At 63.2% G+C, this 25,377-nt stretch carries 24 protein-coding genes; 6 read left to right on the forward strand and 18 right to left on the reverse strand.

Going from position 1 to position 25,377, the window contains the following annotated elements:
- Position 1 precedes the first annotated feature (1 nt).
- From ABAC460_RS27110 to ABAC460_RS27130, 5 genes are all read right to left on the reverse strand, one after another.
- A complete protein-coding gene (locus tag ABAC460_RS27110; RefSeq protein ID WP_023451719.1) occupies positions 2-1,189 on the reverse strand; it encodes a DUF418 domain-containing protein in 1,188 nt (395 codons plus the stop codon).
- 1 nt (position 1,190) lies between these two features.
- Positions 1,191-1,634 (reverse strand): hypothetical protein, encoded by a 444-nt coding sequence (locus ABAC460_RS27115; RefSeq protein ID WP_023451720.1) that lies wholly within the window; start codon positions 1,632-1,634, stop codon positions 1,191-1,193.
- A complete protein-coding gene (locus tag ABAC460_RS27120) occupies positions 1,634-2,512 on the reverse strand; it encodes a 3-hydroxybutyryl-CoA dehydrogenase (RefSeq protein WP_023451721.1) in 879 nt (292 codons plus the stop codon). Before ABAC460_RS27120 ends, ABAC460_RS27115 begins: the two co-directional genes overlap by 1 nt.
- Before the next feature lie 103 nt (positions 2,513-2,615).
- Positions 2,616-3,560 (reverse strand): electron transfer flavoprotein subunit alpha/FixB family protein, encoded by a 945-nt coding sequence (locus ABAC460_RS27125; RefSeq protein ID WP_023451722.1) that lies wholly within the window; start codon positions 3,558-3,560, stop codon positions 2,616-2,618.
- On the reverse strand, positions 3,560-4,306 hold the full coding sequence (locus ABAC460_RS27130; RefSeq protein WP_023451723.1) for an electron transfer flavoprotein subunit beta/FixA family protein: 747 nt from the start codon (positions 4,304-4,306) through the stop codon (positions 3,560-3,562). The genes ABAC460_RS27125 and ABAC460_RS27130 overlap by 1 nt, the downstream gene beginning before the upstream one ends.
- Positions 4,307-4,520: 214 nt before the next feature.
- Here ABAC460_RS27130 and ABAC460_RS27135 point away from each other — a divergent pair, with 214 nt between their 5' ends.
- Positions 4,521-4,757: a hypothetical protein gene (locus ABAC460_RS27135; protein WP_023451724.1), complete on the forward strand. Its 237-nt coding sequence runs from the start codon at positions 4,521-4,523 to the stop codon at positions 4,755-4,757.
- A 62-nt stretch (positions 4,758-4,819) separates the two neighbouring features.
- Here ABAC460_RS27135 and ABAC460_RS27140 read toward each other — a convergent pair whose 3' ends face one another.
- The 3 genes from ABAC460_RS27140 to ABAC460_RS0124095 are packed head-to-tail and all read right to left on the reverse strand — an operon-like array spanning position 4,820 to position 6,095.
- Positions 4,820-5,320 carry a hypothetical protein gene (locus tag ABAC460_RS27140; RefSeq protein ID WP_023451725.1) on the reverse strand — a complete coding sequence of 167 codons (501 nt, stop codon included), beginning with the start codon at positions 5,318-5,320 and terminating at the stop codon, positions 4,820-4,822.
- 11 nt (positions 5,321-5,331) lie between these two features.
- Positions 5,332-5,892: a cob(I)yrinic acid a,c-diamide adenosyltransferase gene (locus tag ABAC460_RS27145; RefSeq protein WP_023451726.1), complete on the reverse strand. Its 561-nt coding sequence runs from the start codon at positions 5,890-5,892 to the stop codon at positions 5,332-5,334.
- Complete coding sequence (locus ABAC460_RS0124095) at positions 5,892-6,095, reverse strand: twin transmembrane helix small protein (protein ID WP_031236306.1); 204 nt, start codon at positions 6,093-6,095, stop codon at positions 5,892-5,894. Before ABAC460_RS0124095 ends, ABAC460_RS27145 begins: the two co-directional genes overlap by 1 nt.
- A 287-nt stretch (positions 6,096-6,382) precedes the next feature.
- Between ABAC460_RS0124095 and ABAC460_RS27150 the strand changes: the two genes are divergently transcribed.
- Positions 6,383-7,012, forward strand: coding sequence for a TetR/AcrR family transcriptional regulator (locus tag ABAC460_RS27150; protein WP_023451728.1), 630 nt, complete (start codon positions 6,383-6,385; stop codon positions 7,010-7,012).
- A gap of 153 nt (positions 7,013-7,165) precedes the next feature.
- Here the strand turns inward: ABAC460_RS27150 and ABAC460_RS27155 are convergent, their stop codons facing one another.
- The 4 genes from ABAC460_RS27155 to ABAC460_RS27170 form a co-directional block, all read right to left on the reverse strand.
- Positions 7,166-8,275 (reverse strand): aromatic ring-hydroxylating oxygenase subunit alpha, encoded by a 1,110-nt coding sequence (locus ABAC460_RS27155; RefSeq protein ID WP_023451729.1) that lies wholly within the window; start codon positions 8,273-8,275, stop codon positions 7,166-7,168.
- 144 nt (positions 8,276-8,419) lie between these two features.
- Positions 8,420-9,526, reverse strand: coding sequence for a histidinol-phosphate transaminase (hisC, locus tag ABAC460_RS27160; protein ID WP_023451730.1), 1,107 nt, complete (start codon positions 9,524-9,526; stop codon positions 8,420-8,422).
- A 75-nt stretch (positions 9,527-9,601) separates the two neighbouring features.
- Positions 9,602-10,390 carry a chorismate mutase gene (locus tag ABAC460_RS27165; protein WP_023451731.1) on the reverse strand — a complete coding sequence of 263 codons (789 nt, stop codon included), beginning with the start codon at positions 10,388-10,390 and terminating at the stop codon, positions 9,602-9,604.
- A gap of 156 nt (positions 10,391-10,546) precedes the next feature.
- Positions 10,547-11,590, reverse strand: a complete 1,044-nt coding sequence (locus ABAC460_RS27170; RefSeq protein WP_023451732.1) for a DUF2125 domain-containing protein — start codon at positions 11,588-11,590, stop codon at positions 10,547-10,549.
- A 164-nt stretch (positions 11,591-11,754) separates the two neighbouring features.
- On the opposite strand from ABAC460_RS27170, the gene ABAC460_RS27175 reads away from it, so the two are divergent.
- The gene (locus ABAC460_RS27175) at positions 11,755-13,578 is read left to right on the forward strand and encodes a beta-L-arabinofuranosidase domain-containing protein (protein ID WP_023451733.1); all 1,824 of its coding nucleotides are present in this window, start codon (positions 11,755-11,757) and stop codon (positions 13,576-13,578) included.
- 31 nt (positions 13,579-13,609) lie between these two features.
- Here the strand turns inward: ABAC460_RS27175 and ABAC460_RS27180 are convergent, their stop codons facing one another.
- Both ABAC460_RS27180 and ABAC460_RS27185 read right to left on the reverse strand, forming a co-directional pair.
- Positions 13,610-16,549 carry an ATP-dependent DNA helicase gene (locus tag ABAC460_RS27180; RefSeq protein ID WP_023451734.1) on the reverse strand — a complete coding sequence of 980 codons (2,940 nt, stop codon included), beginning with the start codon at positions 16,547-16,549 and terminating at the stop codon, positions 13,610-13,612.
- Between the two features lie 62 nt (positions 16,550-16,611).
- On the reverse strand, positions 16,612-19,983 hold the full coding sequence (locus ABAC460_RS27185) for an SEL1-like repeat protein (RefSeq protein ID WP_023451735.1): 3,372 nt from the start codon (positions 19,981-19,983) through the stop codon (positions 16,612-16,614).
- 168 nt (positions 19,984-20,151) lie between these two features.
- Between ABAC460_RS27185 and ABAC460_RS48780 the strand changes: the two genes are divergently transcribed.
- Positions 20,152-20,376, forward strand: a complete 225-nt coding sequence (locus ABAC460_RS48780; protein ID WP_155914553.1) for a hypothetical protein — start codon at positions 20,152-20,154, stop codon at positions 20,374-20,376.
- 100 nt (positions 20,377-20,476) lie between these two features.
- Here the strand turns inward: ABAC460_RS48780 and argF are convergent, their stop codons facing one another.
- Together argF and ABAC460_RS27195 are read right to left on the reverse strand one after the other, a co-directional pair.
- Positions 20,477-21,415: an ornithine carbamoyltransferase gene (argF, locus tag ABAC460_RS27190; protein WP_023451737.1), complete on the reverse strand. Its 939-nt coding sequence runs from the start codon at positions 21,413-21,415 to the stop codon at positions 20,477-20,479.
- 58 nt (positions 21,416-21,473) lie between these two features.
- Positions 21,474-22,682: an aspartate aminotransferase family protein gene (locus ABAC460_RS27195; protein WP_023451738.1), complete on the reverse strand. Its 1,209-nt coding sequence runs from the start codon at positions 22,680-22,682 to the stop codon at positions 21,474-21,476.
- A gap of 155 nt (positions 22,683-22,837) precedes the next feature.
- Between ABAC460_RS27195 and ABAC460_RS27200 the strand changes: the two genes are divergently transcribed.
- Both ABAC460_RS27200 and ABAC460_RS49500 read left to right on the forward strand, forming a co-directional pair.
- Positions 22,838-23,110 (forward strand): hypothetical protein, encoded by a 273-nt coding sequence (locus ABAC460_RS27200; RefSeq protein WP_023451739.1) that lies wholly within the window; start codon positions 22,838-22,840, stop codon positions 23,108-23,110.
- A gap of 20 nt (positions 23,111-23,130) precedes the next feature.
- The gene (locus tag ABAC460_RS49500) at positions 23,131-23,427 is read left to right on the forward strand and encodes a hypothetical protein (protein WP_155914554.1); all 297 of its coding nucleotides are present in this window, start codon (positions 23,131-23,133) and stop codon (positions 23,425-23,427) included.
- Here the strand turns inward: ABAC460_RS49500 and ABAC460_RS27205 are convergent.
- Together ABAC460_RS27205 and ABAC460_RS27210 are read right to left on the reverse strand one after the other, a co-directional pair.
- Positions 23,424-24,239 carry a TraB/GumN family protein gene (locus ABAC460_RS27205; RefSeq protein WP_023451740.1) on the reverse strand — a complete coding sequence of 272 codons (816 nt, stop codon included), beginning with the start codon at positions 24,237-24,239 and terminating at the stop codon, positions 23,424-23,426. The genes ABAC460_RS49500 and ABAC460_RS27205 overlap by 4 nt on opposite strands.
- A 116-nt stretch (positions 24,240-24,355) precedes the next feature.
- Positions 24,356-25,258, reverse strand: coding sequence for a TraB/GumN family protein (locus tag ABAC460_RS27210; RefSeq protein ID WP_023451741.1), 903 nt, complete (start codon positions 25,256-25,258; stop codon positions 24,356-24,358).
- Between the last annotated feature and the right edge of the window lie 119 nt (positions 25,259-25,377).

Raw genomic sequence — 25,377 nt, forward strand, 5'->3', positions numbered from 1 at the left:
CTCACTTCAAAATCGGCATCCAGCGCTTATACGTCAAACACCGCCAGCCCCATTCAAACGGGCCATAGCGGAAGACCTGAAGCCACAGCATGCTGAACAGCAGTTGCCCGATCCAGATGGCGACCACGATCGGCACCAGGCCGGCATGGTTCAGCGTCCCGTACAGCGGCAGATCATAACCCGCCACTTCCGTTCCGGCCGGTGCCCGGCCGCCATAGCACAGCATGGTCATGATCACCGACTGGGTCAGGTAGTTGGTGAAAGCCATCCGCCCGGCGCAGGCCAGCGGATACAAGAGCCATCCGCCGCCGGACCGCGCCACCAGGATCAGCAGCGCCGCATAGCCCAGCGAAATCAGAAGCGGCAAAGCCCTGTCCACGATGTTGAACACCAGCCAGAAATCCACCGGCTGATAGCCGCCCTGCATGAAAACCAGGTTCATACCGGCCAACGGCACCAGGCCCAGCAGCCCCACCGCCCAGGCCAGCAAGTACCAGCCGTTCGGGCTTTCGCCCTTGAGGAAGCCCGCCTTGAACAACCCCAGGCCCAGCATCATCAGGCCCAGGGTATGGGGACCGAAAACGATCACCGCCGCGATGACGTCCTGGGCCCATTGCCAGGCATTCCCGGCCAGCGAACTGAAGAATCCGGCCCGCATCTGGTCGACATAGCCCGGATCACGTGGCGGCATTTCCAGCCCCGTCGGCATATATTGCGACAGGATGTCGATCCCGACAAACGCGGCGGCCGTAACGGCATAGATCAACGCACCGACACCGATCAGCCACGCCGCCGGCCGGTGGCGCCACTGCATGAAAATCAGCCCGGTCACCGCATACAGGAACAGGATATCGCCGTGCCAGATCAGGGCCCCGTGGATCAGGCCGAACAGGATCAGCCAGATCAGCCGCCGCTGCAACGGCCGCTCACCGGTCTCGCCCACCAGAAAGACACTGACCCCGAACAAAAGCGAGAACAGGGTGATGAACTTTTCCCGCGCAAAGGTCTCGATCGCCCACCAGGTCCAGTCGTCGGCGGCGCTCATCACCACCGGCGACCGCGTCGGGTCGACATAGACGTCGAACGGTTGAGCAAAGGCGATAGCGTTGACGATGAGAATGCCCAGGATCGCCAGGCCGCGAATATGGTCGAGCGCCGCGAAACGTTCCCCCTCGCGCGGCCCGGTCATATCAGGCGCTCTTGCGACTGAGCGCCAGGCCCTGCAACAGGACCGCGGTGGGTATTGAGAGGGCCAGTTCGCCCAGCCCCTTGAGCCCGCGATAGAGGGCGAAGGCCGACACCAGTTCCTGGGTCAGAGTCACGCCCTTGATCATGTAGTTGAGCAGGGCGGCGATATTGCCGGCCAGGGTGATGAACAGGGCGCCGCACAGGGCCAGCAGCAGGCCGTGCAGGCGTGACGGTGGAAAGGACAGCTTCCACAGGACCAGCGACGCCACCACCCAGAAGGCGGCCAAGACCATCTGGCGCTGGGCCTCAGCCAGGGCGTCTTCGCCGCCCATCAACGAAGCGGCGAGATACCATTGCGCGCCATGCAGGCACAGCGCCGCCACCGCGGACAGGATCAGCCATGTCCGTTCCGGTGTGCGGAAATGCAGCGGAGCCCCCTGAACCATTAACGCGTCGGCACCGGCTTTTCGCCGCGGTAATCGTAGAAGCCGCGCCCGACCTTGCGGCCCAGCCAACCGGCCTCGACATATTTCACCAGAAGCGGACACGGACGATACTTGGAATCCGACAGGCCGTCATAGAGCACATTCATCACCGCCAGGACCGTGTCCAGGCCGATGAAGTCGGCCAGTTCCAGCGGCCCCATCGGGTGGTTGGCGCCCAGCTTCAGGCCGGTATCGATGGCCTCGACCGTGCCGACGCCTTCGTACAGGGTGTAGATCGCCTCGTTGATCATCGGGATCAGGATGCGGTTGACGATAAAGGCCGGGAAGTCTTCGGCCACCGCCGTGGTCTTGCCCAACGAACGGGCGAATTCGATGCCCATCTCGTAGGTCGAGGTGTCGGTGGCGATGCCCCGAATGATCTCGACCAGTTTCATGATCGGCACCGGATTCATGAAGTGCAGGCCGATGAACTTGCCTGGGCGGTCGGTTGCCGCCGCCAGGCGGGTGATCGAAATCGATGAGGTGTTGGAGGCGAGATAAGCTTCGGGCTTCAGATGCTCGCACACCGACCGGAAGATGGCGTTCTTGACCTGCTCGTTCTCGGTCGCCGCCTCGATGACCAGGTCGCAGTCCTTGAGATCCTGGACCGAAGCCGCCGGCATCATCCGCGCCTTGGCGCTTTGGGCATCTTCAGCTGTAATCGTTTCCTTTTCGACCAGGCGATTGAGGCCCTTTTCGATCCGGGCCAGGCTGGCCTTGACGGCATCGGCCGACTGATCGAAGAGCAGGACGTCGTAGCCCGACTGGGCGCAGACCTGAGAAATACCGGCCCCCATCTGGCCCGCGCCGATAATGCCGACTGTCTTGATGGTGATCATGCGGAGATTCCCGTAAGGTTTAAGACTCATATAGCGCGGCAAGCCCGCGTATCACAACGCGGGCTTCCGTATTTTTTTGCAATGCGGAGAAGAAACGCTGGTTTTAACCCAGCGCCTTCATCAATTCCGGCAAAACGGTCTTGTAGTCTCCGACCAGGCCGTAGTCCGCCACCGAGAAGATGGGGGCTTCGGGGTCCTTGTTGATGGCGACGATGACCTTGGAATCCTTCATCCCGGCGAGGTGCTGGATGGCGCCCGAAATGCCGATGGCGATATACAGGTCCGGCGCCACGACCTTACCCGTCTGACCAACCTGATAGTCGTTCGGGGCATAGCCGGCATCGACCGCAGCGCGCGAGGCGCCGACGGCGGCGCCCAGCTTGGCGGCCAGCGGATCGAGGACCGTCTGGAATTCTTCGGCCGAACCGAGCGCACGGCCGCCGGAGACGATGATCTTGGCCGCGCCCAGTTCCGGACGGTCGGAGACGACCTTTTCTTCGGAAATGTAGCGCACCTTGGCCGAAGCCGCAGGCGCCGCCGTGCTTTCGATCGCCGCGCTGCCGCCGTCGGCCGCCGCCTTGAAGGCTGTGGTGCGCACGGTCAGGACCTTCTTGGCTTCGGAGGTCTGGACGGTTTCCAGCGCATTGCCGGCATAGATCGGACGGACGAAGGTATTGGCATCGACGACTTCGATGACGTCCGACAGCAGCGAAACATCCAGCAGGGCGGCGACGCGTGGGGCGAAATTCTTGCCCGCCGACGAAGCCGGAACCGCGACGACGTCATAGCCGGCGGCCAGGCCGGCGACCAGGGCCGATACAGCCTCGGCCAGGTCCTGCTTCAACTCGGCCGATTCGGCGGTGAGGACCTTTCGGACACCGGCGATCTTGGCAGCCTGCGCGGCCACGGCAGCGACGCCTTCGCCATAAACCAGGATGTCGATATCACCGCCAAGGCCTTGAGCGGCCGTGACGGTCTTATTGGTGGTGTCACGCAGGTGGGCGCCGTCGTGATCGGCGATAACGAGGACACTTTGGTTATTTGGCATCACAGCACTCCCGCGGTCTTGAGGTTGGCGACCAGTTCAGCGGCGTCGGCGACCTTGATCCCGGCTTGGCGCTTGGCCGGCTCGGTGACCTTGACCACCGTCAGGCGCGGCGTCACGTCGACGCCGTAGTCGGCGACCGTCTTGACGTCGAGCGGTTTCTTCTTGGCCTTCATGATGTTGGGCAGCGAAGCGTAGCGCGGCTCGTTCAGGCGCAGGTCAGTGGTGATCACCGCCGGCAGCTTGACGCCGATCGTCTGCAGGCCACCGTCGACTTCGCGGGTGACCTGGGCTTCGCCGTTTTCAATCACCACTTTCGAGGCGAAGGTCGCCTGGGGCCAGTCCAGCAGGGTGGCCAGCATCTGGCCGGTGGCGTTGTTGTCGCCGTCGATGGCCTGCTTGCCCATGATGACCAGGTCGGGCTGCTCCTGCTCGATGACGGCTTTCAGCAGCTTGGCAACAGCCAGGGGTTCGATGTCCTGGTCGGTCTGGATCAGGATGCCACGGTCGGCGCCGATGGTCAGGGCAGTGACGACGGTCTCGCGCGCCTGGGCCGGCCCGATGGAAACGGCGACCACTTCCGTGGCAATGCCCTTTTCCTTGAGGCGGGTCGCTTCCTCGACCGCGATTTCATCGAAGGGGTTCATCGACATCTTGACGTTCGCCAGGTCGACACCCGATTGATCCGCTTTGACGCGAACCTTGACATTGTAGTCCAGAACCCGCTTGACGGGCACCAAAAGCTTCATGGCCTAGTCACCTCTTGAGGTGGCGCAGATCCCTGTTTTCGCCTGCGCCGTCTTTTGACGCGATCTCTACGACGTGCACCGCCAAAGTCAATCAGTCACGCTGCGTAAGCTTGCGAATTTAGGCCGAAAAAGGCTGTTTTTTCATTGCCCTCGCGGAAGGTTTAGCGCATAAAACGGGCGAATTTCTAACCCACGGTCAAGTTTTCGCGTTACCATGAAAAGTAAAATCGCCACGCTCAAATACTACTTTCTCGGCCTGTTCGTCGTCATCAGCCTGGGCATTGTGGTCTGGCAACTGATGTATGAGTTCCCGCGCAAGAAGTGCGAGGACGCCGGCAACTGGTGGTCTTACAAATACAGGCAATGCGCCGTGCCGCTGCGGATTTATGACATGACGGGACGTAAACCCGGCACGGAAAAACCGGCGGCGGAAACCACCGCCAGTCAGTAATTGACCTGATCGCCGAACCGGTTCGCCAGCCTCGGCGATTTCAACATCCGTCCGATTACGGATTACGGCTTCTTAATGGTGCAGGTCATCACCTTGGGCGCCGCCTGCGGCTGGGTCAGGACGCCGCGTGGAATGCTGCAGTCGATAATGTCGTGAAAGAGGTTGGACTGGCTCGTACCAATGGCGTTAGCCTTGTACTGAATCTGGCCATCGGCGGTGTCGGGCAACAGGGTCACGTCCACGCCATCACCCTTTATTGTGAAGCTTTTGGCCTTGCGGTCGATGACGTAGGACTCAACGCCCATCTCCAGTTCGTGCAGCGCGTTCGCCTTGGAAGCCGACTGCGCGGTCGGCAGGCCGTAATATTTGACGGTGATCCGCAACTTGTCATCGGCCGCGTCCAGGGCCTTCGTCGCCGCATCGTCGAGCTCGATGCCAATCTCATGCACCGGCAGCGGCGCACCGGTCCACGGCTTGCCTTTGGCGACGGCCTTGGGCCCGTCGTCGCAGCCGGTCAGGACCAGCAGTGCCGTCATAGCGGCAAATGTCACAATCGCTTTCATGCGGCTCCCCCTCATTGTGTAGCGCCTGGCAACCATAACACATCGGCCCGGCCCTTGTCATTGGCGTGGCGCGCCAGGACAAACAACAGGTCGGACAGGCGGTTGAGATATTTCAGCGCCTCCGGATTGACCGATTCCGAACAGTTCAGGGTCACAGCGTCGCGTTCGGCACGACGCACAACGGTCCGCGCCAGATGCAGGTGTGCGCTCAAGGCGCTGCCGGCGGGCAGGATGAAGGAGGTCAAGGGCGAAAGCTCGTCATTGTGCCGATCCAGGGCCTGTTCCAGCGCCGCCACCTGAGGAGCGGTGATGCGGATGGGCGTCCAGGCGATGTGGTCGCTGGGGGTGGCCAGGTCGGCGCCCAGATCGAACAGGTCGTTCTGCACCCGGGCCAGCAGGCCGTCGAGATCACCGTCGCTGTGCAACCGCGCCAGGCCAAGGGTGGCATTGGCTTCGTCGACGCTGCCGATGGCGATCAGGCGCGGGTCGTCCTTAGGCCGGCGTGATCCGTCAGCCAGGCCGGTCGTGCCGTCGTCGCCGGTACGCGTGTAGATTTTATTGAGCTTGACCATTATTTTCCGTGCTGGATCAGCCAGACAGTCAGGACGAGCAACACAATCGCGATCGCCTGAAACAGGACGCGCATCCGCATCAGCTTGTTCGACCACTTGCGGCCGAATTCGCCGCCTTTGAACAGGCTGTACAGGCCGAAACCGAGCACGACCGTGGTGGCCAGCATGGCCAGAAGCGACAGGATAAGGACAAAAAGGCTCATGTCCGCTTCATCGCGCTTTTGACGGCAAAAGTCGAGGGGCTTGCATGCAATCGATGTCACCCCATATGCAAACATTTTCCTTAAGTTACAAAGGAGTCCGTCGCTATTTTCAACCGATAAAAATTAATCCCTTTACCGTTGAAACGTAAGAGTCGTCATACTATTAGAAAAGGTAAGACCACGGAAAGTTTTCCGTGACGTCAACTTTTATGTGTGTAACTGGTATAATGTACGAAGTCAGTAGCTTGCCCCAAACCTCCCCCTCCCCAGATTCTCAGGACACGTCGTTGCCCGTTGTCAGCCGCGCCCGTTCCAAGGAACGTAATCGCCAGAAGATTCTCGACTCCGCCATGGCGCTCTTCCGCGAGCGTGGCTTCGAAGCCGCCACCCTGCGCGACATCGCCAAGGCTGCGGGTCTATCGACCGGCGCCCTGTTTGCCAACTTCGCCGACAAGAACGAGATTTTCCTGATCGTCGTCGAACAGGAAAATGCCCGTGTCATCAATGTGATGCGCGAAGCCTACGACGAAACCCTGGACCTTCCGGGCCGCTTGCATCAGCAATTGATGCGCGGTTATGAATATGCCCAGGTCAATGCCCGACTGATCCTGTCGGCCTTCGTGATGAAGTGGAGCGCCGGCCAGACCGCTCAGACCGGGCTGAACGAGATTGCCCGCATGAGCGACATGGTGCGCTATGCCTTGCTGGATACGCTGAAGGCGGCGGTGGAACGCAAAGAACTGCCGGCCAATGCCCCGATCGAGGCGGCGGCGGAAATCCTGGAAGACCTGTGCTTCGCCAATATGCGCCGCGCCTTCCAGAACAGCCACGAACCGGCCACCTTCGACGTCAAGCACCTGTCGGACAGCGTCACGCTTCAGGTCAAGCTGGTCATCGCCGGCCTGCAGAACGCGTAATCATCTCAAGAAAAAGTCCTTCGGTTCGCTCAGTATACTTTTTCTTGGTGTTGAATCGAAAAACTGCCACGCGGGGCGGCCCTGCGTGGCAGTTTTGCATTCTTCTCTTTTGCAAGGCCGGCCAAAAGCCTGGTCCTTGCAAAAGGCGGTCAGTCAGGAAGTCCACTTCAGCGTGGCCGGCCTTACCGGGTTCGCGAAGACCCTACCTTCGCCGCGCGCCGACATCCATTCCTTCTTGAGCTGCTGATACCACTTGGCCTGGGTGTCGGCATCGTCGATCCACAGCAGGCTGGGGTCGTATTTCAGCCCTTCGTTCTGCAGATTGACCATGTCGCCGTCCTGCTTCAGGAAGGCCTTGGCCCCCAGCCGGAACAGCGGCGAGATGAACCGGAACAGGCCGTGGTCACTCCAGAAGACCTGGGTGATCCGCGTCGTCTTGTCGTCGATCGGCGTCAGGCAGGTCAGGCCCAGCACCTGTTTCGGTCCGACCTCGATGTGCTCATAGCGAATGCCCGGCAGACGGAAGGTGATCTCGGTCGCCGGCGCACCGCCCAGGATCTTATAGGCGCGGGAATTCTTCGACGGCGCATGGCGGACCATCGAGAAGCCGTAATCGCGCGGCTCGAACTGCTTGATCTTGGATAGCTGCGACTTTGCCGAACGCCACCACCATTGCTGATGTACGTAAGGCCCGTGCGCCGGGTCCATCAACCCGACCACGGCATGGTCGATGTGCGACTCGAAATCCATGGTCTCGACGATGATCGGCTTGCCGCCAACCACGCCGGGCAGGACCGGCGGCTCATGATCGGGCTCGGCCGGACGCCGGGCGTCGGCGGTGATGTAGATCCAGACAATGCCCTGCTGTTCGCGGACGGCATAGTTGCGCACCCGGATGCGGTTGACGTCCATCTCCTGGTCAGGCGTCAGGGACGGCACCGAGGTGCAGGTACCTTCTGTGTTAAATGTCCAGCCATGATAGGGGCATTGCACCACGCAGGCCGCACCATCGCGCACCATCTGGCCGGCCGACAGGGGCGCCGCGCGGTGCGGGCAGATGTCGCGGATGCCGTAGACCTTGCCGTCGAGATCACGCCCCAGCAGAACCGGCTCACCCAGGAAGACATAGCGCTGCAGCTTGCCGGGTTTCAGGTCGCCCGACAGCGCAGCAAACCACCAGCAGTCCTTCAGGAACCCCTGGCCGAAAGCGACGCGTTCGGTTTTTTCGGCACGGGAAGCGGATGTAGGCGTCTGATCGGGCATGGCAACTCAAGGACAATTCTAAGCGGCAGTCTCAGCATACCGCCTTCTGGGACACAGTGCGACCCTTTGACATCGGGGGCGAACGGAAAAACTAAGTTTGCTGACCGCCCGGTCATTGTCCCAGATCAATATTTGCGTCCAAATCTACCTTTGAACGACAAATTTATGAAGCGCGTCCAGGAAGGCTTCGTTCTCGGCGTCCTTGCCGACTGTGACGCGCAGGCAGTTCGGCAGGCCGTAATTGGCGACATGACGCACGATCAGTCCTTGGGTCATCAGGAATTCATTCGCCCGCGCCGCCTCATCGCCGTCCCTGAACCGGATCAGCACGAAGTTGCCCGCCGACACCCCGACCTCCAGGCCGAAGCTGCGGATCGCCTGGATCAGGCGCGGCCGCCACGACGTCACCTGGGCCTTCGAGGCGTCGATATGGGCCTGGTCGGCCAGGGCAGCAATCGCCGCCGCCTGGGCCGGCAGGTTGATGTTGAACGGCAGCCGGATGCGGTCCATGGCGTCGACCAGGTCCTTCGGGCAATAGCCGAAGCCGACCCGTAAACCGGCCAGGCCGTGGATTTTCGAGAAGGTCCGCGTCACCACAATGTTGTCGTGCCCGCGCGCCATGTCGAAAGCCGACTCCCAGGTCGGCTCATCGACGAATTCGGCATAGGCCTCGTCGATCACCAGGATGACGTCCGGCGCCAAGCGCTCACGCAGTTCGGACAATTCTTCCGGCGTGTTCCAGGTGCCCGTCGGATTGGCCGGATTGGAGATATAGACCAGCTTGGTGCGGCCATCGACCAGCTCCAGCAGGCGATCGATCTCGATGCGCCGCTCAGGCTCGGGCGCCAGGCGGACCTCGGCCTGGCAGGCCAGGGCGCTGATACGGTAGGCCAGGAAGCCGTGCTCGCCGGTGACGATATTGTCGCCGGCTTCGAGATAGGTCTGGTTCAACAGGGCGAAGACCTCGTCCGAGCCGTTGCCGAAGATCAGCCGCTCGGGCTCCAGGCAATGATAGGCCGCCACCGCCGTGCGCAGCGGATTGGCATGGCCATCGGGATAGCGGAACAGCTTGGCCTGCGCCTCCGCAAAGGCCGCGGCGGCTTTCGGCGAGCAGCCCAGGGCGTTTTCGTTGGACGACAACTTGGTCGGCTCGGCGATGCCGTCGATCTTCGACTTGCCGCCGACATAGGGGGCGATATCGAGAATACCTGCCTTGGGCGCGGGGGCATCGGTGGTCACGGGCTTGTCCATCACTTAACTCTTTGCTTTCGACAGCGGCTTATTGCGCCGGGCGCCGATTTTCAACTGCGGAAACGCCAGGCGGGTCTAAATCCGCGGTGCGGCGCCGATAATGCCGGTCAGGCTGCCCAGCGCGCCATGCAGGCGGGCGTCGTTTTCCTGGACGAAGCCGATCAGCGAAAACAGCTTCAGACCTTGGGCTGAACAGACCCAGTCGGCAGCGAAGCCGCGTTGCGACAGGTCGTCAATGATCCGTTCCTCGCGCTCGCCCGAGTCGCTGACCCAGAAGGTCAGGTCGTCGCCCGTAGGTTCCGGCGCAATGGAGGCCACCGCAACAGCATGCGGCCTCGCCTGAGACATCTCGGGCAAGGCCGCAATAATCCGTACCGATTTTTCCGCCAGCAGCCGCGCCCACCAGGCGCCGCCGCGCGGATCGAGGCTCAGGATCGAAATGTTGCGCACATCGCGCGCTGCAGCCACAGCCGCCGTCGTGTCGTCGACATAGCCGAAGGACGGGGCGATTCCGAAACGCTCACGTGCCCAGACCAGCACTTCGCGGCTGTGTTCCTTGGCGCTGAAATTCAGGTGGAGGCCACCGCGCGCCTGGCCCTGGATGCGCAGGTTTTCCGAGATCAGCTCGCGCCACACCCGCACCACCACCTCATTCGAGGCAGCGCCGCGCGGCATGGCCAGCAGCTTGCGGATCAGCATGGCTTCGCGGTCGGGTCGCAGCAGGGAGACGGCTTCGGTGGAGGTGTCTTCGCGCGCTTTCGCTTCGCCGATGGCCTTGCCCAGCGCCGCGCGGGCGTCAACCAGGCGCAACAGGTCGGCATCCAGAGCGTCGATCTGCGCTCTCAAGTCGGTCAATGTGGTCACGGTCGCACTCGTCTTTTCAGTAGGCGCTGAAAGCGGCGACCTTAGGGCCTCACGGGCGCGTGAACAAGCCGGGTTTATGCCGTTACCGCCCGCATGGTCAGTCTATCGCGCAAATTTCAAAAAAATTGCACGCAATCGTAACCAGTTAAGCCAAAATCACGGAAGTACGGGAGCGTCCGACACTTTCAGCGGGCCGATATAGGCGCCGCCGTCATGGAAGTCGATGTCGAACTTTTGCGTCCCCTGGGTGGCCAGGGTCAGGTTCAGCAGCGGCTTGGCCAGGGTCATGTTCTCGGGCGAGATCAGCCGCAGCGCCCCCAGCACGTCGATCGGGTTGAAGGTGCCGGTCATCTCGATATGCGCCTTGCCGGTCAGGTTACCGGCCGTGTTCGAGGTCAGGCTGTCGCTGTTGAGCAGCAGGTTGAGGTCGCCGGCCGTCACCTGCGACTTGACGGCCGTGGCCGTGCCGCCGGCGGCCGCCCAGGCGCGCGGGCCGCCGTTGAAGGCCGAATAGTGGTTCAGTGTACCTTCGACATGCAGGCTCATCGGCTTTTCGGGCGAGAAATCGCCGATCAGGCTCTTGGGCTGGCCATGGGCGCCGCTGACCCGGACCAGGAAATCGGCGGAGTCGGCTGCATCCGGGGTCGGGCGCAGATAGGCGTCGAACTTGTCAGCCGTGGTGAAGGCGAACGGCCGCGTCGCGTCGGACGGCGTCATGGTGATGCCGGTGCCTTCGATGGCGACATTGTAGATCGGGCTGAACAGGCCGGAGACGCTGGCGCGCAGGGACCGGCCAGTGACCTCGGCCTTGCCGTAGTCGACGCCGTTGACCCGGCCGCGGTACAGGGTCACGCCCTGCGGCGCCGCCAACACCCACTTGTCCAGGGCATAGGCATTGGCCTCGGCCTTCAGCTCCTTGGCGGCGAAGCCCTTGCCGGTGGGAGCGATGACGGTGATGTTGTCGAAGTCGACATACATGCGGAAGGGATAGCCCGAGACCTTCTGGCGGTCGACGGTCGCCTGGTAGCCCTGGGCGACCAGCAGCGCCTGGTGGATCGAGATACGCTTTTCGACGTCATGGGCGACATAGAACCAGTAGCCGGTCCAGCCCAGAGCCAGCAGGACGACGATGGTGATCGGCGCGAACAGGCCGATACGGCTGCGCTTCTTGACGGGCCGGTTCAGCGCGATATCGTCCATGGCGGTCTCCTGTTAACCATTCGCACTCATGCCAGACCTGGGAGCGCTTGGGAACCGGCAAGGGCGCAAAAAAGCGATGCGGAATTGTCCGGGTAATACGTGGACGCCGAGGCCATCTTCGTGATAATTCCTATTTCAAATAGTCTTATTGACCGGGAAGCCGCATGTCCGTTTCACGCCGCACCTTTCTGGGCGCCAGTTCCGCTTTGGCTTGCACCTGCGCCCTGCCGGCGGGCGCGGCAGTAAAGCAGGGCCGCTTCCCCGCCCTGGCTCAACCGGCCTACCCCAATGTGCGCCTGACGCATGGTCCGATGGATGTCCAGTTCAAACATCAGCACCACCTGTTCATGAGCATCGATGATGACCGGCTGCTGAAACCTTTCCGCGTCCTGGCCGGCCAGCCGGCGCCGGGTGAAGACATGGGCGGGTGGTATGACGCCTCCAACGACTTCCATATCGATCCCAACGACTGGAGCACCGCCAACTGGCACGGCTATATCCCCGGCCACAGCTTCGGCCAGTACCTGTCGGGCCTGGCGCGGATCTACGCCATTACGGGCGATGCCGCCACAAAGGCCAAGGTGCAAAGCCTGGTGAGCGCCTATATCCCGACCATCTCGCCGAAGTTCTTCGATGATTACAACCTGCCGGCCTATACCTACGATAAGACCGTCATTGGCCTGGTCGACGCCTACCATCTGGCGGGCGTCGCCGAAGCGAAGGACGCGCTGGATAAAACCACCGATGCCGTCCTGCCCTTCCTGCCGGAAAAAGCCCTGACGCGCGAAGAACGCCGCGCCAGGCCCTATGACCGCGAAGCCCAGATCTGGGACGAGCCCTATACCCTGCCCGAACATCTGTTCCTGGCCTGGAAGGCAGGCATGGGCGAACGCTACAAGGATCTGGCCATCCGATATCTGCAGAACGAAGCCCTGTTCGATCCGCTGGCCCACGGTGTTAGCCCGTTGAAGGGCAAGCACGCCTATAGCCATGTCAATGCGCTGAATTCGGCGGTTGAAGCTTATCTGGCGACAGGCGAGGACAAGTATCTCAAGGCCGCGATCAACGGCTTCGATTTCGTCTCGCACCAGTCCTACGCCACCGGCGGCTGGGGGCCGAACGAAGAACTGGTCGCCCCTGACGATTCCGAGACCCTGTTTAACATGCTGACCGAAACGCACCGTACATTCGAGACACCATGCGGCGCCTATGGTCACTTCAAGATCACCCGGTCTCTGCTGAAGATCACCCGCGAAAGCCGTTACGGCGACAGCATGGAGCGCGTGCTGTACAACACCATCCTGGGCGCCAAACCGACGACGCCGGAAGGTGAGACCTTCTACTATTCGGACTATCACCAGACGGCGACTAAGTTCTTCCGCGGCGAAAAATGGCCGTGCTGTTCGGGGACCTTTATCCAGCTGGCGGCGGACTACGGCATCAGCGCCTATCTGGTCGAGGACGATAGTATTTGGGTTAACTTCTATGTCCCGTCGCAGGTCACAGCGCAGATCGGCGGCCAGGATGTGCGGCTGAGTCAGACGACGCAGTACCCGCTAGCCAATACCAGCCGGATCGAGGTGCACGACGCCGGGAAGTTCAAGGTGGCTCTGCGGATACCGGAGTGGGCCGGGCCGGCGACGCGCGTCACCATCAACGGTAAGGCTGTTCGCGGTGTAAAACCCGGCTTTGTGAAGATTTCGCGCACCTGGAAAGCCGGCGATGTCATCGATGTGACCTTCGACATGGGTTTGCGGCTGGAAGCGCTGAACGCGGCGTATCCGGAGATGGTGGCGGTGATGACGGGGCCGCTGGTGCTGTTCCCGATTGCCGCGCCGGAGGGGGCGTTACCGCGAGATGTGTGGCTGTCGGCGAAACAGCAAACGTCCGACACATGGGCGGTGGCCATGGACTCCGGCGAAATTCAGCTCAAGCCGTTCATGGCCATCACGGACGAGACCTATCGGCTGTACAACAAAGTTCTCTGATATCTCACCGCTCGCGGGAGGTAACAGCTTTTTATACCCGCACCTCATCCTCCGGTGCCGCATTCGGCTCGCCATGCAGGAACCTACCCACCGATTCCAGCGCCTCGGCCAGGGTACATCGCTGCACCACCACCCCGTCAGGCAGGCCCGTAAATAGCCGCGTCGGCGCCGCCGAATCCAGCATGACAAATACCCCGCGATCGTCCGCCTTGCGGATCAGCCGCCCGAAGGCCTGGGCCAGCTTCGCCCGCGTCAGGGCATCGTCATAGATCTTGTTGCCGAAATGCTGGCGTCGGGCGCGATGCAGGCAATCCGGCCGCGGCCAGGGAATCCGGTCGAACGCGATCAGCCTCAAGGCCTGGCCCGGCACGTCGACGCCGTCACGCACCGCATCCGTCCCCAGCAGGCACGAATGGTGCTCACTGCGGAAGACGCTGATCAAATCCGACACATCCAGCGGGTCAACGTGCTGGGCGTACAGCGATACCCCCGCCTCGCTCAGAGGGCGGTTGATCTGCTCATACACCGCCTTCAGCCGGCGGATCGCCGTAAACAACCCCAGCGCCCCACCCTTCGACGCCTTGAACAGCGCCTCCATGGCCGCCCCAACGGCGCGCGGGTCTTCGCGGCTGACGTCAGTAATGACGAACAGCCGTGCCTGGCGGGCATAGTCAAACGGCGAGGTGATTCGCGCCGTCTTGGCGCCCATGACCAGGTGATTGGCGCCCGTCCGCTGTTTGGCCAGGGCAAACCGGTCAGTGTCGGCCGCGCCGTCGCTTAAGGTCGCCGACGCCACCAGTACGCCATGAGCCGGCTTCAGAACGAACTCGGCCAAGGGCAAACTGGGGTCGACATAGTGGCGGTTCAGGCTGACATCAACCACCTTGCCGCGCAGGACCTCGGTCGAGAACCAGTCGATCGTGTGCGCCGTGCCGTCGTCTTCGGTGACATCGCCCTCTTCCAGCGCCAGTTGCTGCAAAAGCGACCGCCACGCCGGCAACAGCAGCCGCGCCCGCCGCTCCAACCCACGCAGGGCACCGTCGATGCGGATGCGATCGGCCGGCTCCAGCTCGGCGCCCTCATTCAGACGGTCTTCCAAAGCCCGCACCAGGGCCAGCAAAGGCGCCTCGATACCAGCCAGGGCGCGCGCCGCCAGCTTGGCCGCCACCGCCACGCCGTCGATACAGGGATGGGCTTCGCACTCGCCGCCCTGTTCGGCATCGGGCGAGAATTTCGAACGCAGCCGCGCCTCGCCCTGGCGGATGTCGATCTGGCGATAGACCTCGACCAGCAGGGCTTCGATCGGTCCGACCGGGTCCAGCCCGCCGCCCGATTGAGTCCGCACGCCCAGCCGCTGCGAGAAGCCGTCCGACGGCAGGACATGCGCCGCCCGGATCAGTTCCTTCATCGCCGTCTGGGCCGTTTCCTGGCCAGCGATCAGGTCGCCCAGCCGCGCTTCCAGCCCGCGGCCGCGCCGCGACCGGCCTTCATTGCCTCGGATCCACCGCCGCAGCTCATAGGCTTCCAGGCCGGACAGCCGGGTCGCAAAAGCGCTGTCGGCCGCCTCGAACAGATGGTGGCCCTCGTCGAACACCAGGCGCGACAGGGCCGGTGCATCAACGTCGCCCTGGACGTCCTCGCCGTTCATCTCGGCCTGCATCTGAGAGCGGGCGGTGTCGCGCAGGTCGTAGGCCGCCTGGGCCATGACCAGCGCATGGTTAGCGATGACCAGCGAGGCCGACTTGGCCTTGCGCACCGACTTTTCGATGAAACAGACGCGGTAGTGCGGACAGGCGGCATAGGTGCATTCGCCGCGCCGGTCGACCAGGCTGTGCGGCGTCAGGGTGCCGAAGACCTGGGCCGGTGTGCCGGGCGGCAAAAGCGACGGCAGCCAGGTCGGGAAATCGCCGCTGATGATGTCGCCGTCGCGCGAATACAGCGCCCACCGCGCCATCAGCACCGCCATGATCAGCTCGGGCGCCGAATGCATGGCCGCCATACGTTCCTGGAAGTTCAGCAGGCAGAGGTAGTTCTCGCGTCCCTTGCGCACCACCACCTTGTCGGCGCGTTCGGCCGGGCTGTCGAACAGGGCGCGGGTGTCGTGATGGATCTGTTTTTGCAGCGCCTTGGTGTAGGTCGAAATCCACACCTGGCCTTGCGCACGTTCGGCCCAGGCATGGGCGGGCGCCAGATAGCCGAGCGTCTTGCCCACCCCGGTCCCGGCCTCCAGCAGCCACATATTGGGCTGATCCTTCATCCATTTCGGGGCGAAGATTTCGCGGGCCTTGAGCGCGAACTCGAGCTGTTCCGGGCGGCGTTCGTCCAGTCCGGCGCGTTGCAGGCCGCGTCCCAGATGCTGGGTGACTTCCTCCTCGGACATGGCGACGGCGCGGGCCGGGCCTTCGGGCGGCTGTTCTTCCCATTCCTCCAGCAAGGACCAAATATCCAGCGCCGGCGGCGGGACATAGTCGGCCGGCATCTCGGTGTGGTCCAGCACCGCCTGGACCAGCGGCGCCCACACCCAGCCCTGGCGGTCCATCAGCCGGTTGCCCGACTGCGCCGCCAGCCGGAAACCCAGCGGGGCGGCGCGCAGCTCTTCGCACAGGTCGAGGATGACCTGGACCAGAATCTTCGCCTGGTCGTCGGGGGTTTCCGGTTCGCTGTGACCGCAGGCCAGGGCCAGGCCGGCGGCGGACGGGGCGCAGAATTGGGCCGGCCGGATAAAGGCGTAGAGTTCCAGCACATCGAAATGGCGGGCTTCGCGCGCCTGGCGGTTACCGAACAGGCGGGTGCGCATCAGTGATGCATTGGCGACGATCAGGGCTTCGCGGCCCCACAGTTCGCGCACTTCCGGCAGGCCGACGATTCGGCCGCCTTCGGGTCCGGCGACGAAGGCACGCGCCGGTGTCAGCCCCAGGGCATGGGTCGGGGTCAGGTCGCGCCAGGCGGGTTGGGATACAGCGTCACTCACGGCGTTAACCTACGCCATGGCGCCTGCTACGACAACGGCTTTCGGAACACATCCAGTCCGGATCAGCCGCGCGGTTCGGCGCTGGAAGCCATCGGCGGGCCGTCGTCGGTGATCGGCGTAAAGCTGGCCACCGCTGCGTCCTGACGCTGCAACTGCGTATCGCTCAGCTGCGCCCGCAGACGATCGGCTGCCTTGCGTGCCTCGGCGGCATTACGCGGATTGCTGTCGTCCTTGGCGGCCAGGGAGTACCACTTGTAGGACTCGCCCGGCGACATCGGCGCGCCGACCCCGGTCTCATACAACACACCCAGATTATACTGGCTGTCCGGCTGGCCGCGCTGGGCCGCATAACGGAACCACATGGCTGCGGCGCTGCGGTCCTGGGCGCCGCCCTCACCGTTGTAATACTGCAGGCCCAGCGAATACATCGCCTCGGTGACGCCGCCTTCGGCCGCGCGGCGGATCCACTTACGCTTCTCGTTCTTGTCCGGCGCGACCAGGCCGGCATAGGCCTTGTCGCCGCCATAGACCTGACCCAGCACATATTGGGCCGGAGCGTAGCCCTGGTTGGCGACTTCTTTCAGCACGTCGACCGATCCCGGCTTGCGTGCGGTCACCTGCTGCATGGCCAGGTCATAGCGCGCCGCCAGGTTCTGCTGGTTCTGGCTGTCCGCGGCGGCGGCTTCCGGCGTCAAAGCGGCGGCGACGATAGGAGCAGTCTCTGTCGTGGCATCGTCAACCTTCTCATCGACCATACGGCTTAGAAGTAGTCCACCGCCTGCCAATCCACCGACCACGAAAACAGCCAGCGACGAGGCCTTGAAGGCCTTCATCAGCGTGCTTTCGCCACCAGTCTTCGGCTTGGGCGCGCGCGCTTGGGCGGCGCTGATGCGCGACGTACCGGCGCGCAGGCCCCCCAGCGGCTTGTCGTCGCTTTCCATGCTGGCGCGGACGGCGGCGCGAGCCGCAGCCAGGGCGTCACGCGTGGAGACCGATACACCGCCATCATCGTCGTCGTGTTCGTCAAAGCTCGGCGCCGAAACCTGGGCTTGCGGCGTCTGGGCGGCATAGGCTTGGCTGCGCGGCGCGGTCTTGCGCGACATATCGATATCGGCGAACGGATCATCGCCGGTAGGATCTTCTTCCACCTGCGCCCGAACCGGAGCCGCGGCATGCGCCGCCTGAACCTTCTGGCGCAGCGGCGAATTCATCAGTTCGGCGCTGAAATCCTCGTCGTCGCCGTCTTCAAACGGGTCGAACTCCGGTTTGAAATCGGTCACCGAACTGAGCAGACGACCGGTGATGTCAACCTGGTCATTGCCGCCGGCCGCCGGCCGGGGTGCGGCCGAGACTGGCGCCAGCGTCGCGACGGGTTCTTCGGCGTCATCCTCGAACCCACCCGAAAACTGGCCGAACGGCCGGGTCTCGATTTCAGCCGCCGGAGCCGCAGGCGCCGATGCAAATGGGCTAGGTGCGAAGGCACTCGGCAGTTCATCACGCGCAGGCGCCGGCTTGACGACGGCTTCCTGCAGCAGGGTTTGCTTCTGGACCTGGGCAAGCTTCTGGTCGATGCGGCCACGGGCTTCGTCCAGCAGCTTCGCCGTGCGCTCTTCGCTCTGGCGGATACGTTCGGCCAGGTCGGAACGGGCATGATCGCGCTGCTGCTCGAACTCCTGGCCGATACCGGAGAGCACCTGGGTGGTGCGGCGCTCGGTTTCCACCAGCTTTGCGGTCAGGCGCTCGGAGATACGGGCAATCTCGCCGCCCAGGCGCTCAAGCGCCTGAGCATGGCTGGATTCGGTGCGGTTGGCGCGGGTCTCGACCGTTTCGGCGACGCGGGTGACTTCAGCGCCCAGGCGGGTCAGGCCGGACGAATTGGCTTCCTCGACGCTGCGGACGCGACGGTCGAACGTGCCGGCCATCCGGACGATTTCCTGGCCCATGCGCTCCAGAGCCGCGGCCTGACGGCGCTCGGCCTGTTCCAGGCGGGCGTCAAAACGGGCGGCCAGGGCTTCAACGCCCTCCTTGCCCGAGGTGTTGAGCACGCTCAGCAATTCCTGGCGGTTTTCCTCGACGCGGCGCGACAGCTCGGACGCCAGCTCCGTGAGGGACCGGGCGGCTTCCGGGTCGGAGACGTCACCGCGTTCCTCGGCGCGCGACAGGCGGCCTTCCAGGTTGCGGAAGGCGTTTTCCAGCGTCTTGATAGCGCCCGAGGTCTGGGCCTCAGCCGCTTCGAGACGCTCCGCCATGCGCGACACGACCTTGTCGATCACGCCTTGCGCGGCGCGCTCGGGGTCGCGGGTCTCCATCTGAGCCAGACGGTGCGACAGCGTCACCATGTCGGTGCGGATGTCCTTGACGGTTTCGCGCGTGCGGACATCGCCTTCGTAAAGCTGGTTGGCCAGCTTGCCCAGGGCGCCTTCGACCGCCTTGACGGTCTCGATGGTCTGAGTGTTCTTCAGGCCGGCCTCGATCTTGCCCATGCGTTCGCGCTCTTCGCGCACATGGCCCGACAGACCTTCCAGACGCTCAGCCTGGGCGCCGATCAGACGCTCGGCCTTTTCCAGGCGGTCGACGAACAGCTCATGATCCTGCTCGGTGCGGCGACGGTCCTCTTCCAGGCGGTGACGGTCTTCCTCGATCCGGCGGCGATCCTCTTCGCTGCGACGACGGTCTTCCTCGCTGCGGCGGGCCAGTTGCTCGAACGAGGACATGACCTCCTGCGACTGCTCGTCCAGGCGGCCGTGCAGTTCGTCGCGGGTCTGGCTGGTGGCCGCTTCCAAGGCGGCTTCGGAACGTTCGAGACGACCCAGAAGGGATTCGACCGCGCTCGACACGCTGCGCACGGCGGTCGCCGAACGGGTTTCCGACGACTCGATGCGCGAGCCCAGGCCTTCCAGGGCACGGGCGACGCGGCCGAGGTCGTCCGAGGCGACGGCATAGTTCTGCTCTTCATAAACATCCGCACGCGGACGATCAGAAAAGATGGAGCTGCGGCGCAGGTCGCGCGACGAAAGAGGACGCGAATCTTGGGCGCGAGCGGGGGCATAGGCCGCCCGGGGTTCGACGCGCGGTTCGGGTCGCTTTATTCTGGGCGTGGGTTCGGCATAGGCGGTGTCGCGGTATATCTGGGCCGGACGACGGGAACGGGGGGCAAAGCGCTCCTCTTCCTCTTCATAGTCGTCGTAAACGTCTTCGTCGTCATAGGCGGCTTCCGGAATCCGGCGCGGCGCGGGACGGGCTGCGGCGTTTTGGGCCGGGCGTTCGCTGCGCTGACGCTCCTGGGAAATCAGGGCGCCGACATCCTCACCCTGGAGGATCATCTGGTTCAGCCACTCCCCAAGCGTCATTCCGGACCGGCGCGCCAAATCCTTGGCGACCTCACGGGCCTTGGCATCGATGCCCTTAACACTCCAAGGTGCGTTCGCGCTCATGCGACTCCCCAATTTCGTCCAGTACGCGAGCGTAGACCGCATAATCTGGGGTGTAAACCCATTGTTAACCACAACATATGGCGTCCGATCAGGTTTCTGTGGACATAATCCCGAACCCTTGGGCCACCCGCCCCTTGCCTGGGCGGCCATTTCCGGTCATGAGACACCATGGACATCGACGTAGGCCTTAACGTGATTCTCCTGATAGCGGGAGTATTGTTAACCGTTCTGACGGGATGGCGCGGATCGCGTCCGCCCGACCTGCGCCGGCCGGGGCCGCGCATGGTGCCGTGGCGCTTCCTGATGCTGCTGTCGGGCGCCTTTACCGTCATCATGCTGTCGATATTGATGCACCATTTCGGTCTGGGCCAGCAAGCCCAGCCGAGGTACTAATTTTTCTAAACCTTCCCGCCTTTTGGCCGTCAGCTTTGAGTCGAATAGCAGGCGGCAAGCGTCGGCTTTATTCTTCATACAGCCAAGCGCAGCCAACGCACTAATCGACCAAGGATGACGCGCCAAAACACCAGGCCAGGATGGCTTTTTGGGCATGTATGCGATTTTCAGCCTCATCCCAGATCAGCGATTGCGGACCGTCGATGACCTCGTCGGCCACCTCCTCGCCGCGGTGCGCCGGCAGGCAGTGCAGGAACACCGCATCCTTCCTGGCCAGGCCCATCAGCTTGTTGTCGACCTGATAGGCATGAAAGGCCATCAGGCGCTCGTCGTGATCCAGGTCGCCCATCGACACCCAGGTATCGGCCAGCACGACATCGGCGCCTTCGACGGCGGCGCGCGGATCGGAACCGACCGTCACCTTCGCGCCATGCTGGGCGGCGAAGACCATGGCGTCCATCGACGGCTTGTAGCCCTCCGGACAGGCGATGCGCAGTTCGAAGTCGAAGCGCGCCGCCGCGTGGATCAGGCTGTTACAGACATTGTTGCCGTCGCTGACCCAGGCCAGCACCTTGCCGGCGATGGGGCCGCGATGCTCTTCGATGGTCTGGATGTCGGCCAGAATCTGGCATGGATGCGACAGGTTGGTCAGCCCGTTGACCACCGGAATGGTCGAGACGGCGGCCAGACGCAGGACATCTTCATGGCGGTTGGCGCGGATCATGATGGCGTCAACCATGCGCGACAGCACCTTGGAGGTATCCTCAATCGGCTCACCGCGGCCCAACTGCATGTCGGACGCGGTCGAGATGATGGCGCTGCCGCCCAGTTGACGGATGGCGGCGTCGAACGAGAAGCGCGTGCGCGTCGAGTTCTTCTCAAAAATCATCGCCAGGACGCGTTCCTTCGCTGGGGCATCGGCGTCGACACGGCCCTGGGTCCAGCCCTTGCGGGCGGCCTTGCGGCGGTGGGCGTCATCGACAATGGCGCGCAGGGTTGCGGCGTCGAGATCGCAGATATCGAGAAAATGGCGGGTCATGGCTGTTTCCTTCCCCCGGGAAGACGGGAGGGGCGCGGTCGCCCCTCGCTTACGACATTCAGGCTTGCTCTTTTTGTTTGGCGGCGGCGCGCGCGGCCTCGAAGGTCTTTTCGAGAAGACCGATGGCCTCGCGGCATTCGTCCTCGGTGACGTTCAGCGGCGGCAGCAGTCGCACGCAATTGTCCGAACCGCCGGCGATCAGCAGGCCGTTATCGCGGGCCAGGGTCATGATCTCACGGTTGTTCGGCTTGACCTTGATGCCGACCAGCAGGCCGCGGCCGCGGATCTCTTCGATCATGTCGGGCCAGGTCTGTTTCAGGCCTTCCAGCTGCTGCTTGAGATAGCCCGCCTGTTTGCGGACATTGTCGAGCAGTTCCGGGCTGGAGATTTCGCCGAACGCGGCTAGGCCGACGGCCATGGCCATCGGATTGCCGCCGAAGGTCGAACCGTGCGAACCGACGACCATGCCGGACGCCGCGTCTTCGGTGGCCAAGCACGCCCCGACGGGGAAGCCGCCGCCCAGCGCCTTGGCGACGCACATGACGTCGGGGGTGACGCCGGAATATTCGTAGGCCCACAGCTTGCCCGAACGGCCCATGCCGCACTGGATTTCGTCGAAGATCAGCAGCAGGCCGTTGGCGTCGCACAGCTCGCGCAGCAAGGTCAGTTCGGCGTCGGTCAGCGCGCGCGCTCCGCCCTCGCCCTGGACCGGCTCGACCAGGATGGCCGCGGCCGTTGGGGCTTCCGCGGCTGCGCGGATGGCTTCGTGGTCGTCCAGCGACAGGTGAACGAAGCCCGGCAGGCGCGGACCGAAGCCCTTGAGGTAGGTTTCGTTGCCGGCGGCGGTGACGGCGGCATAGGTGCGGCCGTGGAAGGCGCCTTCAAAGCCGATGATGTCGATCCGCTCTTCGTTACCGCGCGCGGCATGGTACTTGCGCGCCAGCTTCAGGGCGCATTCGACGGCTTCGGTGCCGGAATTGGTGAAGAACACCTTGTCGGCAAACGAGGCGGCGCACAGCTTGTCGGCCAGTTCGCCCTGTTCCGGGATCGTGAAGATGTTCGACACATGCCACAGCTTTTCGGACTGCTTGCGCACGGCCTCGACCAGAACCGGGGCGGCATGGCCCAGCCCGTTGGTGGCGATCCCCTGGACGAAATCGAGCCATGAGCGGCCATGTCGGTCATACAGTCGGACGCCCTGGCCACGTTCCACCTCGATGGGGGCACGGGCATAGACACCGAACAGATGATCGTTGGACGCGGTCATGGACTCCTCCAAAAGATAAAATCCTCTTCGCTGACGGCGAAGAGGACGTGGGTTCCGGACGAGGTACACCCGCCGGAAAATCAGGCCTGCCTTTTGTAGACATATGCCCGCAATGTCAATATTATTTGGGGGTCGCAAAGGCGTAGGGGATAGTCATGGAAACCGCTGCAACACCTGTCATTGATATCATTCCGGGTGTGGGTTTCCGTGTCACTACTAACGGCGTCAGTGCGACCGGCGCGTCGCTGCCGGAGGCCATGACGGCGCTGCGGGCGGCCATTGCCGCTAAATACGAAACCGAAAAGGGCGACGAGTCCGCCGAGGCGCGTGACGCCACCCGCCAGACCGACCTGGTCAACAACGACCGCTTCATGCAGGGCAATATCCTGCAGAACCAGATCCTGCTGGGCGTGGCGCTGGGACTTTAAAATTAGCAGATTGGATTTGAGTGCGAAAATATGTTCGAGGTAAATGGCCGGAAGTTGTTGTCCCAGCGGACACGCCTGTTTGGCTCTACTACGAAGTCAATATCGACGACGAAGTCGTTCTTCGCACAGTTGAGACCTTTACCGACGGCACTCACGTCCGCAACAGTCTCTCCCTTGAAGAAAGGGACGGCTTTGCCTGCGCATCGTTAGTGCATGGCCCCTTCGGAGAATTGACGATCGATTGGCCACTTGAGGAAATCGAAGCCTCCGAATTCGAGAATTTATGGATTGTGAGCGTCAATAAGCCCTTTCCTTAAAGGCGGCTTTTTTTCACGTCCATCCGTGCCACGTCATAGCCACGCCGGCGCAGTTCCGCCACGATGCCATCCGGCCCGATCATATGTGCCGCGCCCAGTGTCACGAACGATGTCCCCTGCCCCTCCATCATCGCCTCGATCCGTGGCAGCCAGGCCTTGTGCCGATCGCTCAAAAGCCAGCGATAAATCTCCGGATCCGACTTGGCCAAGGCCTTCACGTGGGCGGTCATGGCCTTCTGGTCGCCGCTCTGCCATGCCTTGACCGTCACATTGACCCCGTCATCGGAAAAGCCCGTGCCGTAGCGGCCGCGCGGCGACCGGTCGGCTTCGAAGCCCCCCACCGACTTGTCCATCATCCTGGCCCGGCGGAACAGCGCCACATCGGCGCCTGCCGTCACCCGGCTGTCGCTCACCGGCGGCAACCGGTCGAGATTGCGCGACTCGAACCACACCTGGTCGGCGCTGTCGAAGGCGACAAACAGGCGCTGGTCCATCCAGGCCGTTCCCGGTGGCAACAGGTGGACGCTGCCGAACAGATAGACGGTCGCGTCGCCCTTCGTCGCGACCCATAGCAAGGGCGCCCCCATCGGTCCGGCATGGGCTTCGGCAAGATCCGGATCGACGCCCGGCGCCACGTTCAGCACCACCGCCGGCGCCTCACGTGAACCATGAAACCACAAACCGCCAACCACCGTGGTGACCAGGACGCAGGCCGCGGCCGCCGACAACAGGCCAAGATCAAGCGCCCAGCTCAGCTGGCCGGTCTTTTCGATCGGCCCTTGATATTCCTGGATATGGGTGAGCTTGGTCATGACGACCCCTTGCTGGACAGGACGAATGTCCACGCCATGCAAGTCGCGGGCCGCGTTTTTACCCTTTGTTAAGGATCATTTTGAAACAGTGTTATCGCAAGGTTAAGCCCGGCGCGCTAGTTGCCGGTTTTTACAGCTTCGACCTTGATGCCTTCGTGGCGCAGCATGACGATGACGCTGTCCTCGCCGACCAGGTGGCCTGCGCCGACGGCGATGAAGACCGTGCCCTTGCCGTCCAGGATCGTCTTGATGCGCGGCACCCAGTTGCGGTTGCGGCCGACGATCAGCCGCTCATAGCCCTCGCGGTCTTCCATGGCGATTTCACTGACCAGGGGGGCCTCCAACCCCTTCAGGTCACCCGCGAGCCAGGCAGTGATCATCGGATCGATGATCTCAGGCGTGCGGTCGAGTTCCTTCAACGTCAGACGCAACGCCTTGAGATCGTCCTCGGGCGTGTCGGGCGTCAGGGCCTCCATCTGCTCTTCCATGGTTTCCAGCCCATGCACCGGCTTGCCGGCACCGCGCGCCCGCTTGAGCAGGGTCATGTCGATCCCCTGCTGCTGATCCAACCCCATGGCCTTGAACTGGCACTGGACCAGGAACAGGCCGACGGCGAATTTGCGCAGCATCATCAACTGCTGAGCGCTGACGCCGCAGGCCTGCAGCCGGCGGTCCAGGTCGGCGACCTCTTCCGGCGTCAGACCCGCCGTCAGTTGGCCCGCCGGGTCCAGCATATACTTCATGGCCACGCCCTGCAGCTTGGCGGTGTCGTCCATGTCGGCGATTTCCAGCCACAGGTCCGCGCTTGCGTCGAAGCTTTCGCGAACGGCCGGCGTCATCCACTCCACGCCGTCACGCATGGCGTGGATGGTGCCGAACAGATAGACGGTCGAGTCCTTGTCACGGATCACCCACATCGGCGGGCGGGGAGAGATCTGCGCCGCCTGGGCGGCGGGGATCTTGGTTTCGGCCCAGGCTTCGGGCGCGGTTGTCAGCAACAGGGCCACCAAGGCGGCCAAAACAGCTCTCGGAGACTGTTTTGAAAATTCGACGGGCTGAGCCGAAAAGGGCTGGCTTCGAGAACCGGAGCGGAGCGTCCCGTGCTCAAGGAGCGAAGCGTTAGCACGACGAAAACTCA

The organism is Asticcacaulis sp. AC460 (genome assembly GCF_000495795.1).
In the GTDB taxonomy this organism is placed as follows: domain Bacteria; phylum Pseudomonadota; class Alphaproteobacteria; order Caulobacterales; family Caulobacteraceae; genus Asticcacaulis.